Consider the following 20766-nt stretch of genomic DNA (forward strand, 5'->3'; position numbering starts at 1 on the left):
TCCTCGCTTTGGCCCGTCGGACAGCACAACGTCCCGCGAGAAACCTGCGGTGGACCGCCGGGACAGCCCTTGCCCACCCGCACCCCCGGCCCCGGGGGCGGGCCGCTTCACCGAACCGGGCGACCCCGCCCACGTAGAGCCTGCGGCTACAGCACCGGCAGCAGGTTCTTCAGCTCGAAGGCGGTGACCTCGCTGCGGTACTCCTCCCACTCCTGCTTCTTGTTGCGCAGGAAGAAGTCGAAGACGTGCTCGCCGAGGGTCTCGGCGACCAGCTCGCTCTTCTCCATCAGCGCGATCGCCTCGCCCAGGTTCTGCGGCAGCGGCTCGATGCCCATCGCGCGGCGCTCCGCGTCGGAGAGCGCCCAGACGTCGTCGTCGGCGCCGGGCGGGAGCTCGTAGCCCTCCTCGATGCCCTTGAGGCCCGCGGCGAGCAGCACCGCGTACGTCAGGTAGGGGTTGGCGCCGGAGTCGATGGAGCGGACCTCCACCCGGGCGGAGCCGGTCTTGCCCGGCTTGTACATCGGGACGCGGATGAGCGCGGAGCGGTTGTTGTGGCCCCAGCAGATGTACGAGGGGGCCTCGCCGCCGGCGCCCGCGGCGCGGGAGGAGCCGCCCCAGATCCGCTTGTAGGAGTTGACCCACTGGTTGGTGACGGCGGAGATCTCCGCCGCGTGGGTGAGCAGACCGGCGATGAAGGAGCGGCCGACCTTGGAGAGCTGGTACTCGGCGCCCGACTCGTAGAAGGCATTGCGGTCGCCCTCGAAGAGCGAGAGGTGGGTGTGCATCCCCGAGCCGGGGTACTCGGAGAACGGCTTCGGCATGAAGGTCGCCTGCACTCCCTGCTCCAGCGCGACCTGCTTCATCACCAGCCGGAAGGTCATGACGTTGTCGGCGGTGGAGAGCGCGTCCGCGTACCGCAGGTCGATCTCCTGCTGGCCGGGGGCGCCCTCGTGGTGGCTGAACTCGACCGAGATCCCCATGGATTCGAGCATGGTGATCGCCTGGCGGCGGAAGTCCATGCCGACGTTCTGCGGGGTGTGGTCGAAGTAGCCGGAGCTGTCGGCGGGGGTGGGGCGGCTGCCGTCGACCGGCTTGTCCTTCAGCAGGAAGAACTCGATCTCCGGGTGGGTGTAGAAGGTGAAGCCCAGGTCGGAGGTCTTGGCGAGGATGCGCTTGAGGACGTAGCGCGGGTCGGCGAAGGACGGCGAGCCGTCCGGCATCAGGATGTCGCAGAACATCCGGGCGGTGCCCGGGGCCTCGGCCCGCCACGGCAGGATCTGGAAGGTGCCCGGGTCCGGCTTGGCGATCATGTCGGACTCGTACACCCGGGCGAAGCCCTCGATGGCGGATCCGTCGAAGCCGATGCCTTCGTCGAACGCCTGCTCAAGCTCGGCGGGGGCCACGGCGACGGACTTGAGGTAGCCGAGGACGTCGGTGAACCACAGCCGCACGAAGCGGATGTCGCGCTCCTCAAGCGTCCTGAGGACGAATTCCTGCTGCTTGTCCATAGCCACATCCTTGCAGTTCAGACGGTCCGTGCACCACCGCCCGGGACAGGGGGAGGAGCTCCAGTGTCACGACCCGGGATTTCACCCAGATTACGCACACGGAGTGAGATGGAGCACCCGGCCACCCACTACGATCGGCGCCCACGGCGCGCCGGGGGCGAAGCGTCCTCGCGACGGTCCCGCGCACGCCGGTGTCCCTGTCCGTGACCGCCCCTTCGCAGAAGGACCTGACGCCATGAGCTTCGCTCCGCACAACCCCATGGACCAGCCGCACGACGCCCACCGCCCCGGCGGTCGCCGCGACCGCGCCCTGGCCATAGGTCTGAGCGTGCTCGTCGTCCTGGGCCTGGTCGGCTTCGGCTCCTACCTGGTGCTGACCACCGTGTCCGAGGCGTCCGAGCAGAAGCCGCCCACGTCGGCGAGCGACGGCGCGACGGGCGACGGCAAGGCGCCCGCGACCGGGCACGGCTCCCCCACCGGAAAGTCGAGCGAGAAGATCGAGGGGCTGCGGAGCTGGGACGCGTCGAAGCTGACCCGCAATCACGTCAACGGGCCCGTCACGTACCCGATGAAGCCTCCGGTCGGGGGTGACCACAACCCCGTTTGGATGAATTGCGACGGCGCGGTCTACACGAAGGCGATCCCCGACGTGAACGCCGTCCACGCACTGGAGCACGGATCGGTGTGGGTGACCTACACCGCCAAGGCACCGCGCCCCGATGTCGACAAGCTCGCCGAACGGGTGTCCAGGACGCCGTACTCGCTGATGAGCCCGTACGCGGACCAGTCCGGGACGATCATGCTGACCGCCTGGGGCAAGCAACTGACGGTGGACGGCGCCGACGACCCCAGGGTCGACCAGTTCTTCTCGCAGTTCGTCCAGGGGTCGCAGACCCCCGAGCCCGGTGCCACGTGCTCGGGCGGGCTGGAGGCGCCGTGACCGCGCCGCAGCGTGTGAGGCGCGTACGCGGCGGCCGGTGGGCGGTGGGCTCCGCCGCGGTGCTCGCGCTGCTCTGCGCGGGGGTGGCGACGGTCGCCTCCGCGCACGGGGACGGGAACGGGAACGGCACGGACCACCGCACCACGGCGGCGGGCACCCCCTCGGTGGACTCGGCGGACGCCGGGTTCGCCCGTGACATGGCCGTCCACCACCAGCAGGCGGTGGAGCTGTCCCTCGTCGTGCGCGACCGCACACGGGACGAGGAGGTGCGCCGGCTCGCGTACGACATCGTCAACACGCAGGCCAACCAGCGCGGCATGCTGCTCGGCTGGCTGGACCTGTGGGAGCTGCCGAAGGCGGTGTCCGGGCCGCCGATGGCGTGGATGTCGGCCGGGCACGCGGAGCACCCGATGGCGGACATGCCCGGGATGACCGGGGCGGGCGAGCCGGGCACCACGTACCGGCCGCACGACGGCTCCCTGATGCCCGGCATGGCCACCCGGACGGAGCTGGACCGGCTCGGGAAGGCGAGCGGCCGGACGGCCGAGGTGCTCTACCTCCAGCTGATGACCGACCACCACAGGGGCGGCGTCGACATGGCCCGCGGCTGTGCCGAGCTGTGTGCGGTGCCCGCAGAGCGGCGGCTGGCCCGGGGGATGGTCGAGGCGCAGCAGTCGGAGCTGGACGCAATGGCCGGCATGCTGTCCGCGCGCGGAGCCGCACCCCGCCCCTGAGGGGTTCCCTCCGGCTGCGGAGCGTGTTCCGAGCGACTCCGAGCGTGCCCGAAAAGCGCCGGATGCACCCGAACGGGTGATAGCGGTCGCATCCCCCGAACGGACCCATGACGATGGGTTCGCTCGGGGGAGTACGGCATGCCCATCGGCACGCAGGAGGAATCCCTCATGACCACCGCCAAGGACATCATGCACACCGGGGCCACCTGGATCCCCGCGCACGAGACGCTCGACCGGGCCGCGCAGCTGATGCGTGACCACAAGGTCGGCGCGCTGCCCATCTCGGCCAACGGCGAGCAGGACCGGATGATCGGCATCCTCACGGACCGCGACATCGTGGTCGGCTGTGTGGCCATGGGTCACGATCCGGCGAGGATGACGGCGGGCGACCTCGCCCATGGCACGCCGCGCTGGATCGACGCCGACGCGGAGGTGGAGACGGTGCTGGAGGAGATGCAGACGCACCGCATCCGCCGGCTCCCGGTGGTCGAGAACAAGAAGCTGATCGGCATGATCAGCGAGGCCGACCTGGCGCAGCACCTCAGCGACGAGCAGATCGCCGGCTGGGCGGCGCAGGTCTACGCGCACGGCTGACCGCACCGGCGCGCCCGTCCCGTGACCACGGCCCGGAACTCTCCTCCGAGGGGTTCCGGGCCGTGGCGCGCCCTCCCCCCGCCACCGGCGCCGTGCTCGCGACCGGTACGGGCCACCGCACGGGACGCCGTACGGGCTCCGCGCGGGGCCCCGTACGGACACGGTCGCGGGACGCGCGGCCGCTCGGCGCGCGAGTGATACCCGGCGGGGGTAGGGTGCTCGACATGACCCTGTGTGGACGTACGACATACGGACAGTCGCATCTGTTCGGCTCGCTGATATAGAGGGGGCGCGCCTCCCCCTCCCCCAGCAGCCCGACCCACCGAACAGACTCCGAGGTGCACTCCGTCATGCGTACTTCCCCCACCAGGCGCGCCGTGCTCGGCGCCGCCGTCGCCACCGCGGGTGCGGCGGCACTGGCCGGCTGCTCCGGCGACTCCGGCAGCGGCCCCGACGGCCGGAAGACCGGCGGCCCGGCCGCCGACGGTACGGGCAACGGCGGCGCGAACCGCGGGGGCGCCCCCGGCAGGCGCTCCAAGGGCGAGTACGTCTCCCCCGACGGGCCGGAGGTGGCCGCGGCCGAGACCGAGCGGGGCGTCGGCCCGCTGCGGAAGGTGAGCCTGGTCGCCGCCCCCGCCCAGCTCGACCTGGGCGGAGTCACCGTCGGCTCCTGGGCGTACGACGGCCGGCTCCCCGGCAAGGAGCTCCGGGTCACCGTGGGCGACACCCTGGCGCTCACCCTGGCCAACAACCTCCCCGCGGAAACGTCACTGCACTGGCACGGCCTCAACGTCCGGAACAACATGGACGGCGTCCCCGAGGTGACCCAGGCGCCGATCGGGCCGAAGACCGAGTACTCCTACCGGTTCACCGTGCCGCACGCCGGGACGTTCTGGTTCCATCCGCACACCGGCGTCCAGCAGGACCGGGGGCTGTACGCGCCCCTGATCGTCGACGACCCGAAGGAGCCCCTGAAGTACGACAAGGAGTGGGTCGTCGTCCTCGACGACTGGGTCGACGGGGTGGACGGCTCGACGCCCGACTCGGTGCTGAACGAACTGAGCCACGGCCGGGGCGGCATGGGCCACGGCATGAGCCACGGCGCGGGCGGGCACGGCGCGCCCGGGAAGCCCGCCAAGTCCAACGGCGGGAAGCCGCTCAGCGGGCCCACGCGGCTGGGGAAGCACTCGTACAGCAAGCTGCTCGGCAGCCACGGGGGCGATGTCGCCTACCCGTACTACCTGATCAACGGGCGCGTCCCGAAGGCCCCCACCACCTTCACGGCCAAGCCCGGCGAGCGCATCCGGATCCGGATCATCAACGCGGGCGGCGACACCGCCTTCCGGGTGGCGCTCGGCGGCCACCGGATGACGATCACCCACACCGACGGCTACCCGGTCCGGCACGCCACGACCGACGCCCTGCTGCTGGGCATGGGCGAGCGGTACGACGTGGTGGTCACCGCGGGCGACGGCGTCTTCCCGCTGACCGCGCTGGCGGAGGGCAAGAACGCCACCGCGCTGGCCCTGCTCCGCACCGGCAAGGGGACCGCCCCCGCCGCGAACGTCCGCCCCAAGGAGCTGGACGGGCGGCTGGTCGAGGCGTTCGGCCTGAGGCCGGACGAGTCGGTGGAGCTGCCGGGACGCGGGTTCGACCGGACCCTCCGGTTCAAGATGACCGGCAACATGCGGGACTACAACTGGGCGTTCGACCACGATCCGTACAACCCGCGCCAGCGCCACCCGGTGCGGGCGGGCGAGCGGGTCCGGCTGGAGTTCTACAACGCCACGGAGATGTGGCACCCGATCCATCTGCACGGGCACTCCTTCGGCGTGGTCGGCCCGGCCGGGCGGCGCCACTGGTCCACCGAGCGGGGCCGGTCGCACTGGGCGCGCAAGGACACCGCGATCGTCCGGCCGAACAGCTCCCTGGGCGTCGAGTTCGAGGCGAACAACCCGGGGCTGTGGATGCTGCACTGCCACAACATCTACCACTCGGACATGGGCATGATGACCGTCCTCGGCTACCGGACCTGACCCGCCACCGGGCCGGGTCCCGGCGGGCCGCGGCGACCCTTCCGCGGCCCGCGCGGACATTGCGTCAGTCAGACGATTACACTGGTGCCCGTGCCTCAACTACGTCTCGCACTGAATCAGATCGACTCGACCGTCGGCGATCTCGCCGGCAACACCGAGGCGATCGTCCACTGGACCCGGCACTCCGCCGAACAGGGCGCCCACCTGGTGGCGTTCCCGGAGATGGTGCTGACCGGCTACCCCGTCGAGGACCTGGCGCTGCGCCCGTCCTTCGTCGAGGCGTCCCGGCGGGCGCTGCTCGCGCTCGCCGCCCGGCTCGACGCGGAGGGGTTCGGGGAGCTGCCGGTGGTGGTCGGCTACCTCGACCGCTCCGAGACGGCCCAGCCCCGCTACGGGCAGCCCGCCGGGGCCCCGCAGAACGCCGCCGCGGTGCTGCACCGCGGGCAGGTGGCGCTGAAGTTCGCCAAGCACCACCTGCCCAACTACGGCGTCTTCGACGAGTTCCGGTACTTCGTGCCGGGCGACTCGATGCCGGTGGTGCGGGTGCACGGCGTCGACGTGGCGCTCGCGATCTGCGAGGACCTCTGGCAGGACGGCGGCCGGGTGCCCGCCGCGCGGGCCGCCGGCGCCGGGCTGCTGCTGTCGATCAACGCCTCGCCGTACGAGCGGGACAAGGACGACACCCGGCTGGAGCTGGTCCGCAAGCGGGCCCAGGAGGCCGGCTGCACCACCGCGTACCTGGCGATGATCGGCGGCCAGGACGAGCTGGTCTTCGACGGCGACTCGATCGTCGTCGGCCGGGACGGCGAGGTCATCGCCCGCGCCCCGCAGTTCGCCGAGGGCAGCGTGGTGCTCGACCTGGATCTTCCGGCGGCCGCCGCCGAGGCGCCGTCCGGGGTGGTCCAGGACGGCCTGCGGATCGACCACGTGGTGCTCTCCGAGGAGCCCCTGCCGGCCTACCCGGCGGAGCTGACCGGCGGCTACGCCGAGCGGCTGGACGACGACGAGGAGCTGTACTCGGCACTGGTCGTGGGCCTGCGGGCGTACGCCGCGAAGAACGGCTTCCGCAGCGTGCTGATCGGGCTCTCCGGCGGGATCGACTCGGCGCTCGTGGCGGCCATCGCCTGCGACGCGCTGGGCGCGCAGAACGTGTACGGCATCTCCATGCCGTCGAAGTACTCCTCGGACCACTCCAAGGGCGACGCGGCCGAGCTGGCCCGCCGCACCGGGCTTAACTTCCGCACCGTACCGATCGAGCCGATGTTCGACGCGTACATGGGCTCGCTGGGGCTCACCGGCCTCGCGGAGGAGAACCTCCAGTCCCGGCTGCGCGGCACGACGCTGATGGCCGTCTCCAACCAGGAGGGCCAGATCGTCCTCGCCCCGGGCAACAAGTCCGAGCTGGCGGTCGGCTACTCCACCCTCTACGGCGACTCGGTCGGCGCGTACGGCCCGATCAAGGACGTCTACAAGACGTCGATCTTCCGCCTCGCGAAGTGGCGCAACCGGGCCGCCGAGGAGCGCGGGCAGACCCCGCCGATCCCCGAGGCGTCCATCACCAAGCCGCCCAGCGCCGAGCTGCGCCCCGGCCAGGTCGACACGGACTCGCTGCCCGACTACGACGTACTGGACCGCATCCTGGAGCTGTACGTCGACCGGGACCAGGGCCTCGCCGAGATCGTCGCGGCCGGTTTCGACCCGGAGCTGGTGGCGAAGACGCTGCGGATGGTGGACACCGCGGAGTACAAGCGCCGCCAGTACCCGCCGGGCACGAAGATCTCCCCCAAGGGCTTCGGCAAGGACCGCCGCCTCCCGATCACCAACCGCTGGCGCGAATCGGCCTGAGCGGGCCCGAACCCCACGGCCGTCCGCCCCTGACACCGGTCGGGGGCGGACGGCCGTTCTCATGGCCCCTGCTTCTCCGGAACGGACTGGTCCCCGTCGTCCACCCACGCCCGCATGACGGTGTCCCCGTCGGATCGGGGCCCGCTCGGGTCGAGGGGTCAGAGCTTCACGCGGGCCGCGAGCGGGAGGTGGTCGCTCTCGGTCCGCTCCAGCGTCCAGGACGACACCGGTTCGACGTCCCGTACGAGGATCTGGTCGATCCGGGCCATCGGGAACGAGGCCGGCCAGCTGAAGCCGAAGCCGTTGCCCGCGGCGCCCTGGGTGGAGCGCAGTTGGGAGGTGACCGCCGTCAGGGCGCGGTCGTTCATCGTGCCGTTGAGGTCGCCGAGGACGATCACCCGGTCGAGGCGTTCGTCGGCGATGGCCTCGCCCAGGGCGTCCGCGCTGTCGTCGCGCTGGTTGGCGGTGAACCCGGCGTGCAGCTTGACGCGGACGGACGGCAGGTGGGCCACGTAGACGGCGACCTCGCCCTTCGGGGTGGTGACCGTGGAGCGCATCGCGCGGGTCCAGCCCATCTTGATGTCGACCGGCCGGGTGGCGTGCATCGGGTATTTGCTCCAGAGGCCGACGGTGCCCTGGACCGAGTGGTGCGGGTAGCTGTCGGCGAGGGCCTTCTGGTACGCGGCGACCTTGCCGGTGGGCAGCTCCTCCAGGGCGATGACGTCGGCGCCGGAGGCCGCGACCTTGCGGGCGGTGGCCGCGGGGTCGGGGTTGTCGGCGTTGACGTTGTGGGTGGCGACGGTGAGGTCGCCGCCGGTGCCCGTCTTGTCGGTGAGCAGCCCGCCGAAGGCGTTGAGCCAGACCACGGCCGGCAGCAGCAGGGCGACCAGGGCGGTGGCCGAGCGGCGCACCAGGGCCAGGACCAGCAGCAGCGGGACGAGGAGCCCGAACCACGGCAGGAAGGTCTCGGAGAGGCTGCCCAGGTTGCCGATGGTGTTCGGGATCTTGGAGTGGAAGGCCAGCACCAGGGTGAGGAGGACGGAGCAGCAGGCGAGGACGATGCCGCGCCGCCAGATGCCGGGGTCGCCGGTCAGTCTCGCGCGCAGTCCACTCGGCCCGGAGCCCGGTCCGGCGTGCTCCGGATCCGTGCGGTCGTTCCCGGTGTCCGCTCCGTACGCCTGCACCATCGCTGTCCTCACTGCTGCCCTTGCCGTGCGTGTCGCCGCGCCCTCGACCCTAGGCGATGGGCAGCGTGTTTCCGGTCGTCCGTGACGGCCGTACTGCCACCAGGACGAACGGTGGGGGCCGGTGGGTTCCTGCCGGGGCGGGTCCGGCGGGGGCTGTGACAGAACAAGGACATCCGGGCCATTCCGCTTCGGCCCGGGCGCGTCAGCGGGGGTCGGCCGGGTGCGGGGCGGGTCCTTCGGCCGGGCGGGGCGCCAGTCCGTCCACCAGGGCCCGGACGATCCGGTCGGCGAGGTCCTCGGGCAGCGGCGCGTCGGGGCGGTGGACGGTGCGTACGAGCATGGGGCCGAGGAACAGGTCGCCCATCAGTTCCACGTCCAGGTCGGCGCGGAGTTCGCCCGCCTCGACCGCGCGCCGGACGGCGGCCGTCATGGCGGCGCGGCGGGGGCCGATGACGTTGCGGTGGTACTCGTCCCAGAGCCGGGGGTGGCTCTTCATCTGCGCGAACACGTTGTGCAGCAGGGCCGAGGAGCGGTGGGCCAGGCCTCGCCCGCGGATCGACTCCAGGAGCAGGCGCAGGTCGGCGAGGCCCGCGGTGCCGGAGACGGCGGGCTCCGGCGGTTCGATGTCGCGCAGGACGTCGACGAAGAGCTCCTCCTTGCCGCTCCACCGCCGGTAGATCGTGGCCTTGCCGACCCCGGCGGTGCGGGCTATCCGTTCGATGGAGAGGCCGCCCAGCGGTTCGCCCGCCTCCAGCAGCGCGGCGACGGCGTCCAGGATGGCCCGCTCGGCGGCCGCGCTGCGGGGCCGGCCGCGGCGCGGTTCTGCCTCCGGTTCCGCTTCCACCGCCGCCGCCGCGCCTGCCCGCGAGAGGTGGTCCCGGTCCTGGGTACCTGCCCGCGAGGAGTGGTCCCGGTCCTGCGCACCCGCCCGTACCCGCACGTCGTTCCGCCTCTCACCGCACCGCCCGGCCGCCCGGCCGATTGTCGCCGACGGGGTCGGTGGCCCCGTCCACCGCCCCCGGTCCGGACGGCTCCGCCCGCCTCCCGGGCAGGAACAGCAGGACGACCAGGGCGCCCAGCAGGGCCACGGTGGCCGATCCCGCGGCGGTGACGTGCATGGCCTTCAGGAACGCGTCGTCGGCGGAGGCGGCCAGGGAGGTGCCCGCCGGGCCCATCCGGTCCGCGATGCCGAGGGTGGCCTCGATCGACTCCCCCGCCGCGTCCCGGGCGGCGGGCGGGACGGCCCCGAGGTGGTCCTCGATGCCGTGCCGGTAGACGGCGGAGAGCACCGAGCCGAGCACGGCGACGCCGAGCGCCCCGCCGACCTGCCGGAAGGTGTTGTTGATCGCCGAGCCGGAACCGGCCTTCTCCCGGGGCAGCGACTGCATCACCGAGACGGTGACCGGGGTCATCACATGGGCCATGCCCGTGCCCTGGACGAAGAAGAGCAGGCACAGCACCCAGACCGGTGTGGTGGCGTCGAACAGGATGAACGACGACAGCCCGACGGCGACCAGCAGCATGCCCCCGGTGCAGGTGGCGCGGGCGCCGAAGCGGTCCACGAGCAGCCGGGCCCGGGGCGCGAAGATCATCTGGGAGGCGGCCAGCGGAAGCAGCATCACCCCGGCCTGCAGCGCGCTCCAGCCGCGCACGCTCTGCATGTAGAAAGCGGAGAAGAAGGTCACCCCCATCAGCGCGAAGAAGATCAGCGCGATGGCGGCGACGGCCGCGGCGAAGGCCGGGTCCTTGAAGTACCCGATGTCGAGGGCGGGGTGGCTGCTGCGCTTCTCGTACCGGACGAATCCGGCGAGCACGAGCAGACCGCCGATGCTCGACGCCAGCACCACCGGGTCGGCGAAGTCGCCGAGCTGGCCGCCGCGGATGATGCCGTACACCAGCAGCACCAGGCCGACGATGGAGAGCAGCACGCCCAGGGGGTCGGTCCGGCCCGGGTTCGGGTCCTTGGAGTCGGGTACCAGCAGCGCCATCGCGATCAGGGCCACGATCACCACCGGCACGTTGACCAGGAAGATCGAGCCCCACCAGAAGTGTTCGAGCAGGAGCCCGCCGGTGATCGGGCCGATCGCGATGGCGACGCCGACGCTGCCCGCCCATACCCCGATGGCGCGGGGCTGCTCCTCGCGCTCGAAGACGTTCATCAGGACGGCGAGGGTGGCCGGCATCACGAACGCGGCGCCGAAACCCATCAGGGCGCGCCAGGTGATCAGCTGGGCGGGCGAGCCGGACATGGCGGCCAGTGCGGACCCGGCGCCGAAGAGCAGGATGCCGAAGAGCAGCACCTTCTTGCGGCCGATGCGGTCGCCGAGCAGGCCCGCCGTGAACAGGAGGCCGGCGAAGACCAGCGTGTAGGCGTTGATCGCCCACTCCAGCTGGCTCTGGGTGGCGCCGAGGCCGGAGGGCGCGGGGCTGGCGATGGTCTTGACCGCGACGTTCAGGATCGAGTTGTCCAGCACGACGATGAGCAGGCTGAACATCAGAACGACGAGGATCGCCCAGCGACGGCGGTGGACCGCCTCCGGTACGCGGGGCGCGGCGGCGCGGGCACCTGACGGCATCGACATGTCAGGAGCGTAGCCGATTTCCGATACGAGACCGTCTCGTATTGGAAAGTCTTGACCCGGTGCCGGGGCCGCTTGGACACCGGGGCACCGCCGTACGGACACCCACTTCACGGGAACCGGCACGGGATGCCACCATGGAACCGGTCCGGGGACGCCGTCAGGGCGCCTCGAGATGACGAAGGAGCCGTTCGCCATGTCGCTTCAGGCTGCGCGAAACCAGTCCGTACCCTCTTCCGCGGGAGCCCCCGCCGACAGCAGCAAGGCGCTGTACGGAGGAAAGAGCACCCGCCGTATCACCGTCCACGACATCACCGCCGCCACCGCGCGCGGCGAGAAGTGGCCGATGCTCACCGCCTACGACGCGATGACCGCGTCCGTCTTCGACGAGGCCGGCATCCCGGTCATGCTCGTCGGCGACTCCATGGGCAACTGCCATCTCGGTTACGAGACCACCGTGCCGGTCACGATGGACGAGATCGCGATCCTCTCGGCCGCCGTCGTCCGGGGCACCCGGCGTGCCCTGATCGTCGCCGACCTGCCCTTCGGCTCGTACCAGGAGGGCCCCGTCCAGGCCCTGCGCAACGCCACCCGGCTGATCAAGGACTCGGGGGTCGGTGCGGTCAAGCTGGAGGGCGGCGAGCGGAGCCACGAGCAGATCCGGCTGCTGGTCGAGGCGGGCATCCCCGTGATGGCCCACATCGGCCTGACCCCGCAGTCCGTCAACGCGATGGGCTACCGGGTGCAGGGCCGCGGCGAGGAGGCCGCCCAGCAGTTGCTGCGGGACGCGAAGGCGGTGCAGGACGCGGGGGCGTTCGCCGTCGTGCTGGAGCTCGTACCGGCCGAGCTGGCCGCCGAGGTCACCCGCACCCTGCACATCCCGACCGTCGGCATCGGCGCCGGTCCGGACACCGACGCGCAGGTGCTGGTCTACACCGACATGGTCGGGCTGACCGGCGGCAAGGTGCCGCGCTTCACCAAGCAGTACGCGAACCTGCGCCAGGTGCTGGGCGACGCGGCGAAGGAGTTCGCCGAGGAGGTCGTGGGCGGGGCGTTCCCGGCCGCGGAGCACACCTTCCACTAGTCCGCTTATCCGTTCAGTCCGCGTATCCGTTTCCGCCGGGACGTGTGCCCGGCGGAACCGGCAGACCACTGCCCGCACCACCGACAGCCCGCCGACATCCCCCATCGGCGGGCTGTCGGCCCGCTGTCGGCCCGCTGTCGGCGGCTTGTCGGTGGCGGCTGGTCCCATGGTGGGCATGACGCGAATCGACAAGAACCCCAGGAGCGGCGCGAACGCCGTGGAGGTCCGGGGTCTGGTCAAGCACTACGGCTCGACCAAGGCTCTGGACGGTGTGGACCTCGACGTCCGGGAAGGCACCGTCCTCGGTGTCCTCGGCCCCAACGGAGCCGGCAAGACCACGCTCGTGCGCTGCCTGTCCACGCTGATCGTCCCGGACGCCGGGCACGCCGTGGTGGCGGGGTACGACGTGGTGAAGCAGCCCCGGCAGCTGCGCCGGACGATCGGGCTGACCGGGCAGTACGCCTCGGTCGACGAGAAGCTCTCCGGCTGGGAGAACCTCTACATGATCGGGCGGCTGCTCGATCTGTCCCGCAAGGACGCGCGGGCCAGGGCGGACGAGCTGCTGGAGCGCTTCTCGCTCACCGACGCGGCGAAGAAGGCCGCCATGGACTACTCCGGCGGCATGCGGCGCCGGCTCGACCTGGCCGCCTCGATGATCGGCAACCCGGCCGTCCTCTACCTGGACGAGCCGACGACCGGTCTGGACCCCCGGACCCGCAACGAGGTCTGGGACGAGGTGCAGCGGATGGTCGCGGAGGGCGCGACCGTGCTGCTGACCACGCAGTACATGGAGGAGGCCGAGCAGCTCGCCAACGAGCTGACGGTCATCGACAAGGGCCGCATCATCGCCCGGGGCGGCGTCGACGAGCTGAAGGCGAAGGTCGGCGGCCGCACCCTCCAGATCCGCCCCTCGGACCCGGCGCAGCTGCCCGAGATGGCGCAGGCGATCCGGGAGGCCTCGCTCGACGGGGTGGCGGGCGCGCAGGCGGTCCCGGACGAGGGGCTGCTGTACGTGCCGATCCTCAGCGACGAGCAGCTGACCGCCGTCATCGGGCTGCTCGGCACCAGGGGCTTCCCGCTGGCGCACGTCGCCACCGCGCTGCCCAGCCTGGACGAGGTGTTCCTGGCCATCACCGGCGAGAAGTCCTCTTCCGCCGCCGAGACGATCCCCGAGGAGGTCGCGGCATGAGCACGGCGACTCTGACCCCCACGCCCGCGTCCACCGGTTCCGCCCGGCCCAGGGAGGTCCGGGACGAGGGCCGGATCGGACTGCGGAGCAATCTGCGCCACATCGGGGCGCTGGTGCGGCGCAATCTGCTCCAGATCAAGAAGGATCCGGAGTCGATGTTCGACGCGCTGCTGATGCCCGTCATCTTCACGCTGCTGTTCGTGTACGTCTTCGGCGGCTCGGTCGGCGGCAGCATGGGCGGCGGCCGACAGGAGTACCTGAACTACCTGATCCCCGGCCTGATGGCGATGATGGGCATGAACATCGCCATGGCGGTCGGCACCGGGGTCAACGACGACTTCCGCAAGGGCGTCATGGACCGGTTCCGGACGATGCCGATAGCCCGTTCCTCGGTGCTCATCGCGAAGATCGTCGTGGAGCTGGGCCGGATGATGGTGGCCACGCTGATCCTGCTGGCCATGGGCTTCGCCCTCGGCATGAAGCTCCAGGAGTCGGTGCTCGGGCTGGTCGGGGCGATCGCGCTGTCGGCCGCGTTCGGCGCCGCCATCATGTGGATCTTCATCCTGCTCGGGCTGACCATGAAGACGTCGCAGGCCGTCCAGGGGATGGGGATGCTGGTGCTGATGCCGCTCCAGTTCGGTTCCTCGATCTTCGCCCCGACGCAGACGATGCCGGGCTGGCTGCGGGCGTTCACCGAGTACAACCCGCTGTCCAACCTGGCCGACGCGGCGCGCGGGCTGATGATGGGCGGCCCGGTCGCCCACGCGGTCCTGGTGACGCTCGGCTGGACCGTGGTGCTCACCGCGGTGATCGCGCCGCTGGCGGTCTCCAAGTTCCGCAAGAAGTCCTGACGTACGGGGTTCCGCAGGGAGCCCTGACCTACGGGTGACGGGTCCGGCCCGCGCGGCTCAGGCCCGGTACGGCTCCAGCAAGGCGGTGGCCTCCTCCAGGGAGAGGCCGCCGCCCTCGGCGCACGCGCGCGCGTAGGCGTCCGGGCCGAGCACGGCGCGGGCCTGCTCCTCGGCCAGCTCCCGGTCCTGCCGTTCCGTCAGCGTCGGCACGTGCCCGCGGGGCAGCAGCTCCTTGCCGGCGCCCAGCAGCCGGGCCGCCGCCACCGCCCGGGTCTCGCCGCCGAGCCCGGCCAGCGAGCGGGCGATGGTCACCAGATGGACGACGCTCATCTGGGGGGCCATCAGCTGCGACAGCCGGTCGGTCGACCTGTCCAGCGCGGTCAGGGCGCGGGGCAGGGCGTCGGCGTACCGGCCGTCCTGGTTGTCCAGCCAGGCCGAGACGCCGATCACGAGCCCCTCGAAGAGGGCCATCGCGTCGGCGTGGAACTCCCGGTTCAGCACGGCCAGTTGTTCGCGCGCCTCGTCGGTGCGCCCGTCGCGGCCCAGCCACATGGCCAGGTGGAGCCGGGCGAAGGACATCACCTCGTGCCCCTCTTCGAGCACCTCGCGCAGGATCGCCTCGCCCTCGGCGCCGCGCCCCATTTCGGTGACCACGGCGGCGTACCGGGTGCGCAGGACGGCCACCTGGGTCTGGGCGCCCAGTTGCTCGGCACAGTCGATGGCGGCCGTGAAGTCCGCGGCCGCGCGGGCGTAGTCGCCGTGCCGCTCGTTGGCCTCGCCGCGCGCCGACAGCGCCTCGGCCGCGCCCCAGTCGTCACCGATCCGGCGGAAGATCTCCAGGCTCTCGTCGGCGTCCTCCCGGGCCTCGCCGGACCACTCGGGCCGGTTGGCCAGGACGTTGGCCCGCATCTGGAGGGCGGCGCCGAGCTCCCACTCGTAGCCGTACGCCCGGCACGCGTCGACCCAGGCGTCCAGCAGTCCGCGGAGTTTGCCGGTCTCGCCGACGAGCATGACCGCGAAGAACCAGAGCGAGGCCGGGCCCCGGCAGGTCTGCGGCTGGCCGGGCCGGTAGGTGTCGGCGATGATCCGCAGCCGGGCCATGCCCTTCTCGTCGGTCCACCGCTCCATGGCGTGGTCCATGCTGACCAGCCGGAGCATGGCGTTCTGGCGCCGGGCCTCCTGGAGCAGTTCGGGCCGCATCGGCGGCGGGGCGTCGATGCAGCGTTCGGCCAGGTCGGGGGCGGTTTCGGCGGGTCCGGCGAAGGGGTCGGGGCCCAGGGCCGCGACCGCGTCGGCCCACTGGAGGGCCTCGGACCGCACATCGCGCATCTGCCAGTACCAACAGAGCGAGAGCACCATGCTGAGCGCCTCCTGCTCGTCGCCGGTGGCGACGGCGTGGCGCAGCGCGGTCCGGATGTTCTCGTACTCGCGCTGGAGGAGCGCGATCGCGTCCCGCTGGCGGGGGCCGCGCAGCTCGGGGTCGGTGGTACGGGCCAGCTCGCGGTAGAAGACCTGGTGGCGGCGGACCACGGGGGCCCGTTCGGCGGCCTCGTCGAGCCGTTCGGCGGCGTACTCGCCGACGGTCTCCAGCAGCCGGTAGCGCATCTCGCCGTCCTCGGCGGGGGCGGCGACGACCAGCGACTTGTCGACGAGCGAGCCGAGCAGCGCGGCGATCTCCGGTTCCTGGGCCGGGCCGTCCGCGCAGACCGCCTCGGCGGCGGTGAGGGTGCAGCCGCCCGCGAAGACGGAGAGGCGGCGCAGGACGGCGCGTTCGGGCCCGTCCAGGAGGTCCCAGGACCAGTCGACGACGGCGCGCAGGGTCTGCTGGCGGGGCAGGACCGTGCGGGCGCCGCTGGTGAGGAGGCGGAAGCGGTCGTCGAGCCGGTCGGCGATCTGGCGCGGGGTGAGCATCCGCAGCCGGGCGGCGGCGAGTTCGATGGCGAGCGGCATTCCGTCGAGGCGCCGGCAGATCTCCGCGGCGGCGGCCCCGGTCTCCGCGTCGGCGTCGGTACGGAAGCCGGGCCGGGCGGCGGCGCCGCGTTCGGCGAACAGGCGGAGCGCCATCGGGTCGGGCAGCGATTCGACGGGTCGGACGAACTCGCCCGGTACGCCGAGGGGTTCGCGGCTGGTGGCGAGGACGGTGAGGTGCGGGCAGTGGGCGAGGAGGTGGTCGGCGAGGGCGGCGGCGGCCCCGATCAGGTGCTCGCAGTTGTCCAGGAGCAGCAGCATGCGGCGCCGGGAGCAGTGTTCGGTGAGCCGGGCCAGGGCGTCGCCCGCACCGCCCTCGACGGCCCGGAACTCCCCGGCACCGGCACCGCGCAGCACGGTCTCGCGGGCGCCGAGCGCGGTCAGCACGGCCTCCGGGACGGCCTCGGGGTCGTCGACGGGGGCGAGTTCGGCCAGCCAGACGCCGTCGGGCCAGGAGGCGGCGACGGACTCGGCGGCCTCCTGGGAGAGCCGGGTCTTGCCCGCGCCGCCGGGGCCCAGGAGGGTGACCAGCCGGGCGTGCGCCAGGTCCTCGCGCAGGGCCCCGATCTCCTCCTGGCGTCCGACGAAGCTGGTGAGCCGGGCCCGGAGGTTGCCCTGCGGCGCGGCGGCCGGGGCGGGCCCGGGGGCCGGGGCGGCGGGGGCGGTGGTCCGGGCGGGTGGTGCGGGGTCCTGGTGGAGCAGTTCGGTGTGCAGGGCGCGCAGCTCGGGGCCGGGGTCGGTGCCGAGGCGGTCGGCGAGCCCGGTGCGCACCTCGTCGTAGGCGGCCAGGGCCTGGGCGGTACGGCCCGCGTCGCGCAGGGCCCGCAGCCGCAGCGCCTGGAGGGGTTCGTCGATCGGGTGCTCGGCGCAGAGGGCGACCAGTTCGGGCAGGGCGTCGTCGGCGCGGCCGAGCGCGAGGAGGGCGCGCAGCCGGGTGCGGCGGGCGTCCAGCCGGCGGGCCTCCCAGCGGGCGGCGGGGCCGGTGCGGTCGGGCAGGTCGGCCAGGACCGGGCCGGTCCACAGGGCGAGCGCCTGGTCGAGGAGGGCCGCCGCGTCCGCCGCGTCGCCCCGTTCCAGGGCCCGTGTGCCCTCCCCGGCGAGCCGCTCGAAGCGGTGCAGGTCGATGGCGTCCGGCCCGGCGGTCAGCCGGTAGCCGCCGGCCCCGGAGGCGACCGCGTCATGGCCGACCGCGCGCCGGAGCCGGCCGACGAGCGCCTGGAGCGCGCCCACCGCGTCGGCGGGCGGTTCGCCGTCCCACACCTCGTCGACGAGGACGGCGGCGGGGACCGTGCGGCCGGGGCGCAGCGCGAGGACGGTGAGCAGGGCACGCAGCCGGGCTCCGCCGAGGGGGACGGCCGTGCCGTCGTCGTGGAGTGCCCGGGTCGTTCCGAGGATGCAGTAGCGCACCGGCCTATTCTCCGCGACCGGAACCGATACGGGCACACACGTCCGACCGTTCCCCTGTCCGATACTCCGCGTGCGGTGCTCCGGCTGGGTTCGTCATGCCCCCGCCCTTTCCGGATCCACCGCCCGGACGCGAGACGTTCATGGCGTGTCGGCGGTACGGTCGCCGTCCGGTCCCCCGTGCCCGCCCCTCCCCCTGGAGTCGCCGATGCCCCCCGCAGCAGCCCGCAGCGACCGGCGGATCAGCCCGGTCTTCCTCGGGATCGCCGCCGTGACGGCGGTGGCCGGCTGGGCGGTGTGGGCCGGTGCCGGATACCCGTACGGCCTCGCGGCCTTCGTCTTCGTCACGGGTGCCTGGGTCGTCTCCCTCTGTCTGCACGAGTACGCGCACGCCCGGACCGCCCTGCACAGCGGGGACGTCTCGGTCGCCGCCAAGGGCTATCTCACCCTCAATCCGCTCGCCTACACGCACGCCCTGCTCAGCATCGTGCTGCCGGTGCTGTTCGTGATCCTGGGCGGCATCGGTCTGCCCGGCGGCGCCGTCTTCATCGAGCGGGGCCGGATCCACGGGAGGTGGAAGCACAGCCTGGTCTCGGTGGCGGGGCCGCTGACCAACGTGCTGTTCGCGGTGGTGTGCACGGCGCCGTTCTGGCTGGACGCGCTGAGCGGGGTGCCCGCCGAGTTCCGGTACGCGCTGGCCTTCCTGGCCCTGCTCCAGGTGACCGCCGCGATCCTGAACCTGCTGCCGGTGCCCGGCCTGGACGGCTACGGGGTGATCGAGCCCTGGCTGCCGTACGGGGTGCGGCGCGCGGTGGCGCCGTACGCGCCGTACGGGCTGCTCGTGGTCTTCGCCGTGCTGTGGATCCCGGGGATCAACCAGGCGTTCTTCGACGGGGTCCGGGGGCTGCTGGAGTCGCTCGGCGTGCACGGGCTGGACACGGAGTGCGGACGGGCCGCCTACCGCTTCTGGGAGCACTGGGACGCCGAGTACCCGGTGTGCCGCGCCGGCCGGTGACAAGCCGCCGGTGACCGGCTGCCGGTGCCTCACCCGGTGGTGCGCGCACGCTCCTTGCGCAGGTAGAACCACGCCATGTTCGAGGAGAGCCCGGCCAGCAGCACCCAGACGATGCCCAGCAGGCTGCCCTGCACGAACGAGATCACGGCCGCGACGACCGCCAGGACGCAGACGGCGATGGCGTAGAGAGCGAGTCGGGGCATGGGGGCGGCTCCTGTCGGGGGTGGTGCTCGGTCCCGTCCAGTGTCCCCCATGCCCCTTTCCGTCCGCCGGAGGGTGGCCCCGGAGCATGTCCGGGCGGGTGCGGGGCCCGGGGGCGTACCGGCCCCGGGGGCGTGCGGGACCGGCTCAGACGTCGGTGGTCCGCAGACCGGCGTGCGCCTTGTAGCGCCGGTTGACCGAGATCAGGTTGGCGACCAGCGACTCGACCTGGTGGGCGTTGCGCAGCCGCCCGGCGAAGACGCCCCGCATGCCGGGGATCCGGCCGGCCAGGGCCTGGACGGTGTCGGTGTCGGCGCGGGCCTCGCCCAGGACCAGCACGTCGGTGTCGATCTCCTCGATCGACTCGTCCTGGAGCAGCACCGCGGAGAGGTGGTGGAAGGCGGCGGTGACCCGGGAGTCGGGGAGCAGGGCGGCGGCCTGCTCGGCGGCGCTGCCCTCCTCGGGCTTGAGCGCGTAGGCGCCCTTCTTGTCGAAACCGAGGGGGTTGACGCAGTCGACGACGAGCTTGCCCGCCAGCTCCTCGCGCAGCGACTCCAGGGTCTTGGCGTGGCCGTCCCACGGCACGGCGACGATCACGATGTCGCTGCGGCGGGCGCACTCCGCGTTGTCCGCGCCCTCCACGCCGTGGCCGATCTCCTCGGCGGCGGTCCGGGCGCGGTCGGCGGCCCGGGAGCCGACGACCACCCGCTGTCCGGCGCGGGCGAACCGGTAGGCGAGGCCGCGCCCCTGGGGGCCGGTGCCGCCGAGCACGCCGACGGTCAGCCCGGAGACGTCGGGAAGGTCCCAGGGGTCCTTGGCGGGCGGCTTGGCCGCCTGGTCATTGCTCTTCGTAGTCATGGCTCCGACATTACTGCTTGTCACGTGAACGGACCCGCTGTCACCCGGAGGTCCCCTTTCGGGTGGTCCGCCGAGGTTCCGCGGCGCGGGGCCCGGTCACCGGGGGAACATGCCGGGCCATGGATGCCGTACGCGTCGCCCTGCTCCGTGAAGTGCTCGCCGGGACCGAGTGGCCCACCGCCACCCGGCGGTTCGCCGGGACCCTGCGCTCCTCGGTCGTCCCGCACGGCGGCGGTCTGCTGCTGGTGGGGACGGAGGCGTACGAGCCGTGGCACCTGGCGGCCCATCTGACCGACGAGTCCACCTGGTCGGGGCTGCCCGAGCTGGCCCCCACCCTGGTGCGCCACCGGGTGGAGCCGGGCGGCCCGGCGCATCTGTCGGTCGGTCCGGGCCGGATCGAGACGGCCGGGCGGGGCGAGACGCTGCTGCTGGTGGCCCCCGGGCAGGCCGGTGCCGGGCTGCTGGAGCGGGTGCACGGCGCGCGACGCGCCGGGGCCACGGTGCTCTCGCTGAACGGCGGCGACCCGGAGGTGCTCGGCCTGGCCCACGAGGCGCTCACCGTGACCGACGCCGACGACATCGACCTGGACACCGTGCAGCACCTGGTGAGCGCGGCGGCCGGGGAGAACGGCGCCCCCGCCCCGCGCGGCCGCCGCGGCTTCCGGGACCGGCTGTCCCGGCTCGCCGACCGGCTGACCGCCCCGCCGCCCGCCCGCTGGTGACACCGGCCCGCGGAAATTCCGTTGCGGTGACGGCGAGGGGCTCGGAGCATG

Annotated in this window: 17 protein-coding genes; 10 read left to right on the forward strand and 7 right to left on the reverse strand. The window is 72.7% G+C overall.

The window, feature by feature from the left end:
• Positions 1–146: 146 nt before the first annotated feature.
• Complete coding sequence (gene glnA, locus ACWC97_RS27490; protein WP_352277664.1) at positions 147–1508, reverse strand: type I glutamate--ammonia ligase; 1362 nt, start codon at positions 1506–1508, stop codon at positions 147–149.
• 235 nt (positions 1509–1743) lie between these two features.
• On the opposite strand from glnA, the gene ACWC97_RS27495 reads away from it, so the two are divergent.
• The 5 genes from ACWC97_RS27495 to ACWC97_RS27515 all read left to right on the forward strand — a co-directional run bounded on the left by ACWC97_RS27495 (position 1744) and on the right by ACWC97_RS27515 (position 7657).
• Positions 1744–2448, forward strand: a complete 705-nt coding sequence (locus ACWC97_RS27495; RefSeq protein ID WP_450652144.1) for a DUF3105 domain-containing protein — start codon at positions 1744–1746, stop codon at positions 2446–2448.
• On the forward strand, positions 2445–3182 hold the full coding sequence (locus ACWC97_RS27500) for a DUF305 domain-containing protein (protein ID WP_450652146.1): 738 nt from the start codon (positions 2445–2447) through the stop codon (positions 3180–3182). Before ACWC97_RS27495 ends, ACWC97_RS27500 begins: the two co-directional genes overlap by 4 nt.
• Before the next feature lie 168 nt (positions 3183–3350).
• Positions 3351–3776, forward strand: coding sequence for a CBS domain-containing protein (locus ACWC97_RS27505; RefSeq protein ID WP_352277808.1), 426 nt, complete (start codon positions 3351–3353; stop codon positions 3774–3776).
• 350 nt (positions 3777–4126) lie between these two features.
• Positions 4127–5812, forward strand: a complete 1686-nt coding sequence (locus ACWC97_RS27510; RefSeq protein WP_352277666.1) for a multicopper oxidase family protein — start codon at positions 4127–4129, stop codon at positions 5810–5812.
• 90 nt (positions 5813–5902) lie between these two features.
• Complete coding sequence (locus ACWC97_RS27515; RefSeq protein ID WP_352277668.1) at positions 5903–7657, forward strand: NAD+ synthase; 1755 nt, start codon at positions 5903–5905, stop codon at positions 7655–7657.
• Between the two features lie 158 nt (positions 7658–7815).
• On the opposite strand, the gene ACWC97_RS27520 is transcribed toward ACWC97_RS27515, so the two are convergent.
• The 3 genes from ACWC97_RS27520 to ACWC97_RS27530 all read right to left on the reverse strand — a co-directional run bounded on the left by ACWC97_RS27520 (position 7816) and on the right by ACWC97_RS27530 (position 11426).
• Positions 7816–8844, reverse strand: coding sequence for an endonuclease/exonuclease/phosphatase family protein (locus tag ACWC97_RS27520; RefSeq protein WP_450652149.1), 1029 nt, complete (start codon positions 8842–8844; stop codon positions 7816–7818).
• 202 nt (positions 8845–9046) lie between these two features.
• Positions 9047–9688 carry a TetR/AcrR family transcriptional regulator gene (locus ACWC97_RS27525; RefSeq protein WP_352277809.1) on the reverse strand — a complete coding sequence of 214 codons (642 nt, stop codon included), beginning with the start codon at positions 9686–9688 and terminating at the stop codon, positions 9047–9049.
• A 109-nt stretch (positions 9689–9797) separates the two neighbouring features.
• Positions 9798–11426, reverse strand: coding sequence for an MFS transporter (locus tag ACWC97_RS27530; protein ID WP_352277673.1), 1629 nt, complete (start codon positions 11424–11426; stop codon positions 9798–9800).
• Positions 11427–11619: 193 nt separating this feature from the next.
• Between ACWC97_RS27530 and panB the strand changes: the two genes are divergently transcribed.
• The 3 genes from panB (at position 11620) to ACWC97_RS27545 (ending at position 14547) form a co-directional block, all read left to right on the forward strand.
• Positions 11620–12507, forward strand: coding sequence for a 3-methyl-2-oxobutanoate hydroxymethyltransferase (gene panB / locus ACWC97_RS27535; protein ID WP_352277674.1), 888 nt, complete (start codon positions 11620–11622; stop codon positions 12505–12507).
• A gap of 166 nt (positions 12508–12673) precedes the next feature.
• Entirely contained in the window at positions 12674–13696 is a 1023-nt protein-coding gene (locus ACWC97_RS27540; RefSeq protein WP_352277675.1) for an ATP-binding cassette domain-containing protein, read from the forward strand.
• Positions 13693–14547: an ABC transporter permease gene (locus tag ACWC97_RS27545; RefSeq protein ID WP_352277676.1), complete on the forward strand. Its 855-nt coding sequence runs from the start codon at positions 13693–13695 to the stop codon at positions 14545–14547. Before ACWC97_RS27540 ends, ACWC97_RS27545 begins: the two co-directional genes overlap by 4 nt.
• Positions 14548–14604: 57 nt before the next feature.
• Here ACWC97_RS27545 and ACWC97_RS27550 read toward each other — a convergent pair whose 3' ends face one another.
• On the reverse strand, positions 14605–17922 hold the full coding sequence (locus ACWC97_RS27550) for an AfsR/SARP family transcriptional regulator (protein WP_450652152.1): 3318 nt from the start codon (positions 17920–17922) through the stop codon (positions 14605–14607).
• A gap of 205 nt (positions 17923–18127) precedes the next feature.
• Here ACWC97_RS27550 and ACWC97_RS27555 point away from each other — a divergent pair, with 205 nt between their 5' ends.
• Positions 18128–18934 carry a site-2 protease family protein gene (locus ACWC97_RS27555; RefSeq protein ID WP_385204963.1) on the forward strand — a complete coding sequence of 269 codons (807 nt, stop codon included), beginning with the start codon at positions 18128–18130 and terminating at the stop codon, positions 18932–18934.
• 29 nt (positions 18935–18963) lie between these two features.
• On the opposite strand, the gene ACWC97_RS27560 is transcribed toward ACWC97_RS27555, so the two are convergent.
• Both ACWC97_RS27560 and npdG read right to left on the reverse strand, forming a co-directional pair.
• The gene (locus ACWC97_RS27560; protein ID WP_352277680.1) at positions 18964–19137 is read right to left on the reverse strand and encodes a hypothetical protein; all 174 of its coding nucleotides are present in this window, start codon (positions 19135–19137) and stop codon (positions 18964–18966) included.
• A 145-nt stretch (positions 19138–19282) separates the two neighbouring features.
• Positions 19283–19993 carry an NADPH-dependent F420 reductase gene (gene npdG, locus ACWC97_RS27565; RefSeq protein WP_366297916.1) on the reverse strand — a complete coding sequence of 237 codons (711 nt, stop codon included), beginning with the start codon at positions 19991–19993 and terminating at the stop codon, positions 19283–19285.
• Between the two features lie 119 nt (positions 19994–20112).
• Here npdG and ACWC97_RS27570 point away from each other — a divergent pair, with 119 nt between their 5' ends.
• Complete coding sequence (locus ACWC97_RS27570; protein ID WP_352277683.1) at positions 20113–20715, forward strand: hypothetical protein; 603 nt, start codon at positions 20113–20115, stop codon at positions 20713–20715.
• The last annotated feature ends 51 nt before the right edge of the window (positions 20716–20766 follow it).

It is taken from the genome of Streptomyces sp. NPDC001108 (assembly GCF_053598535.1).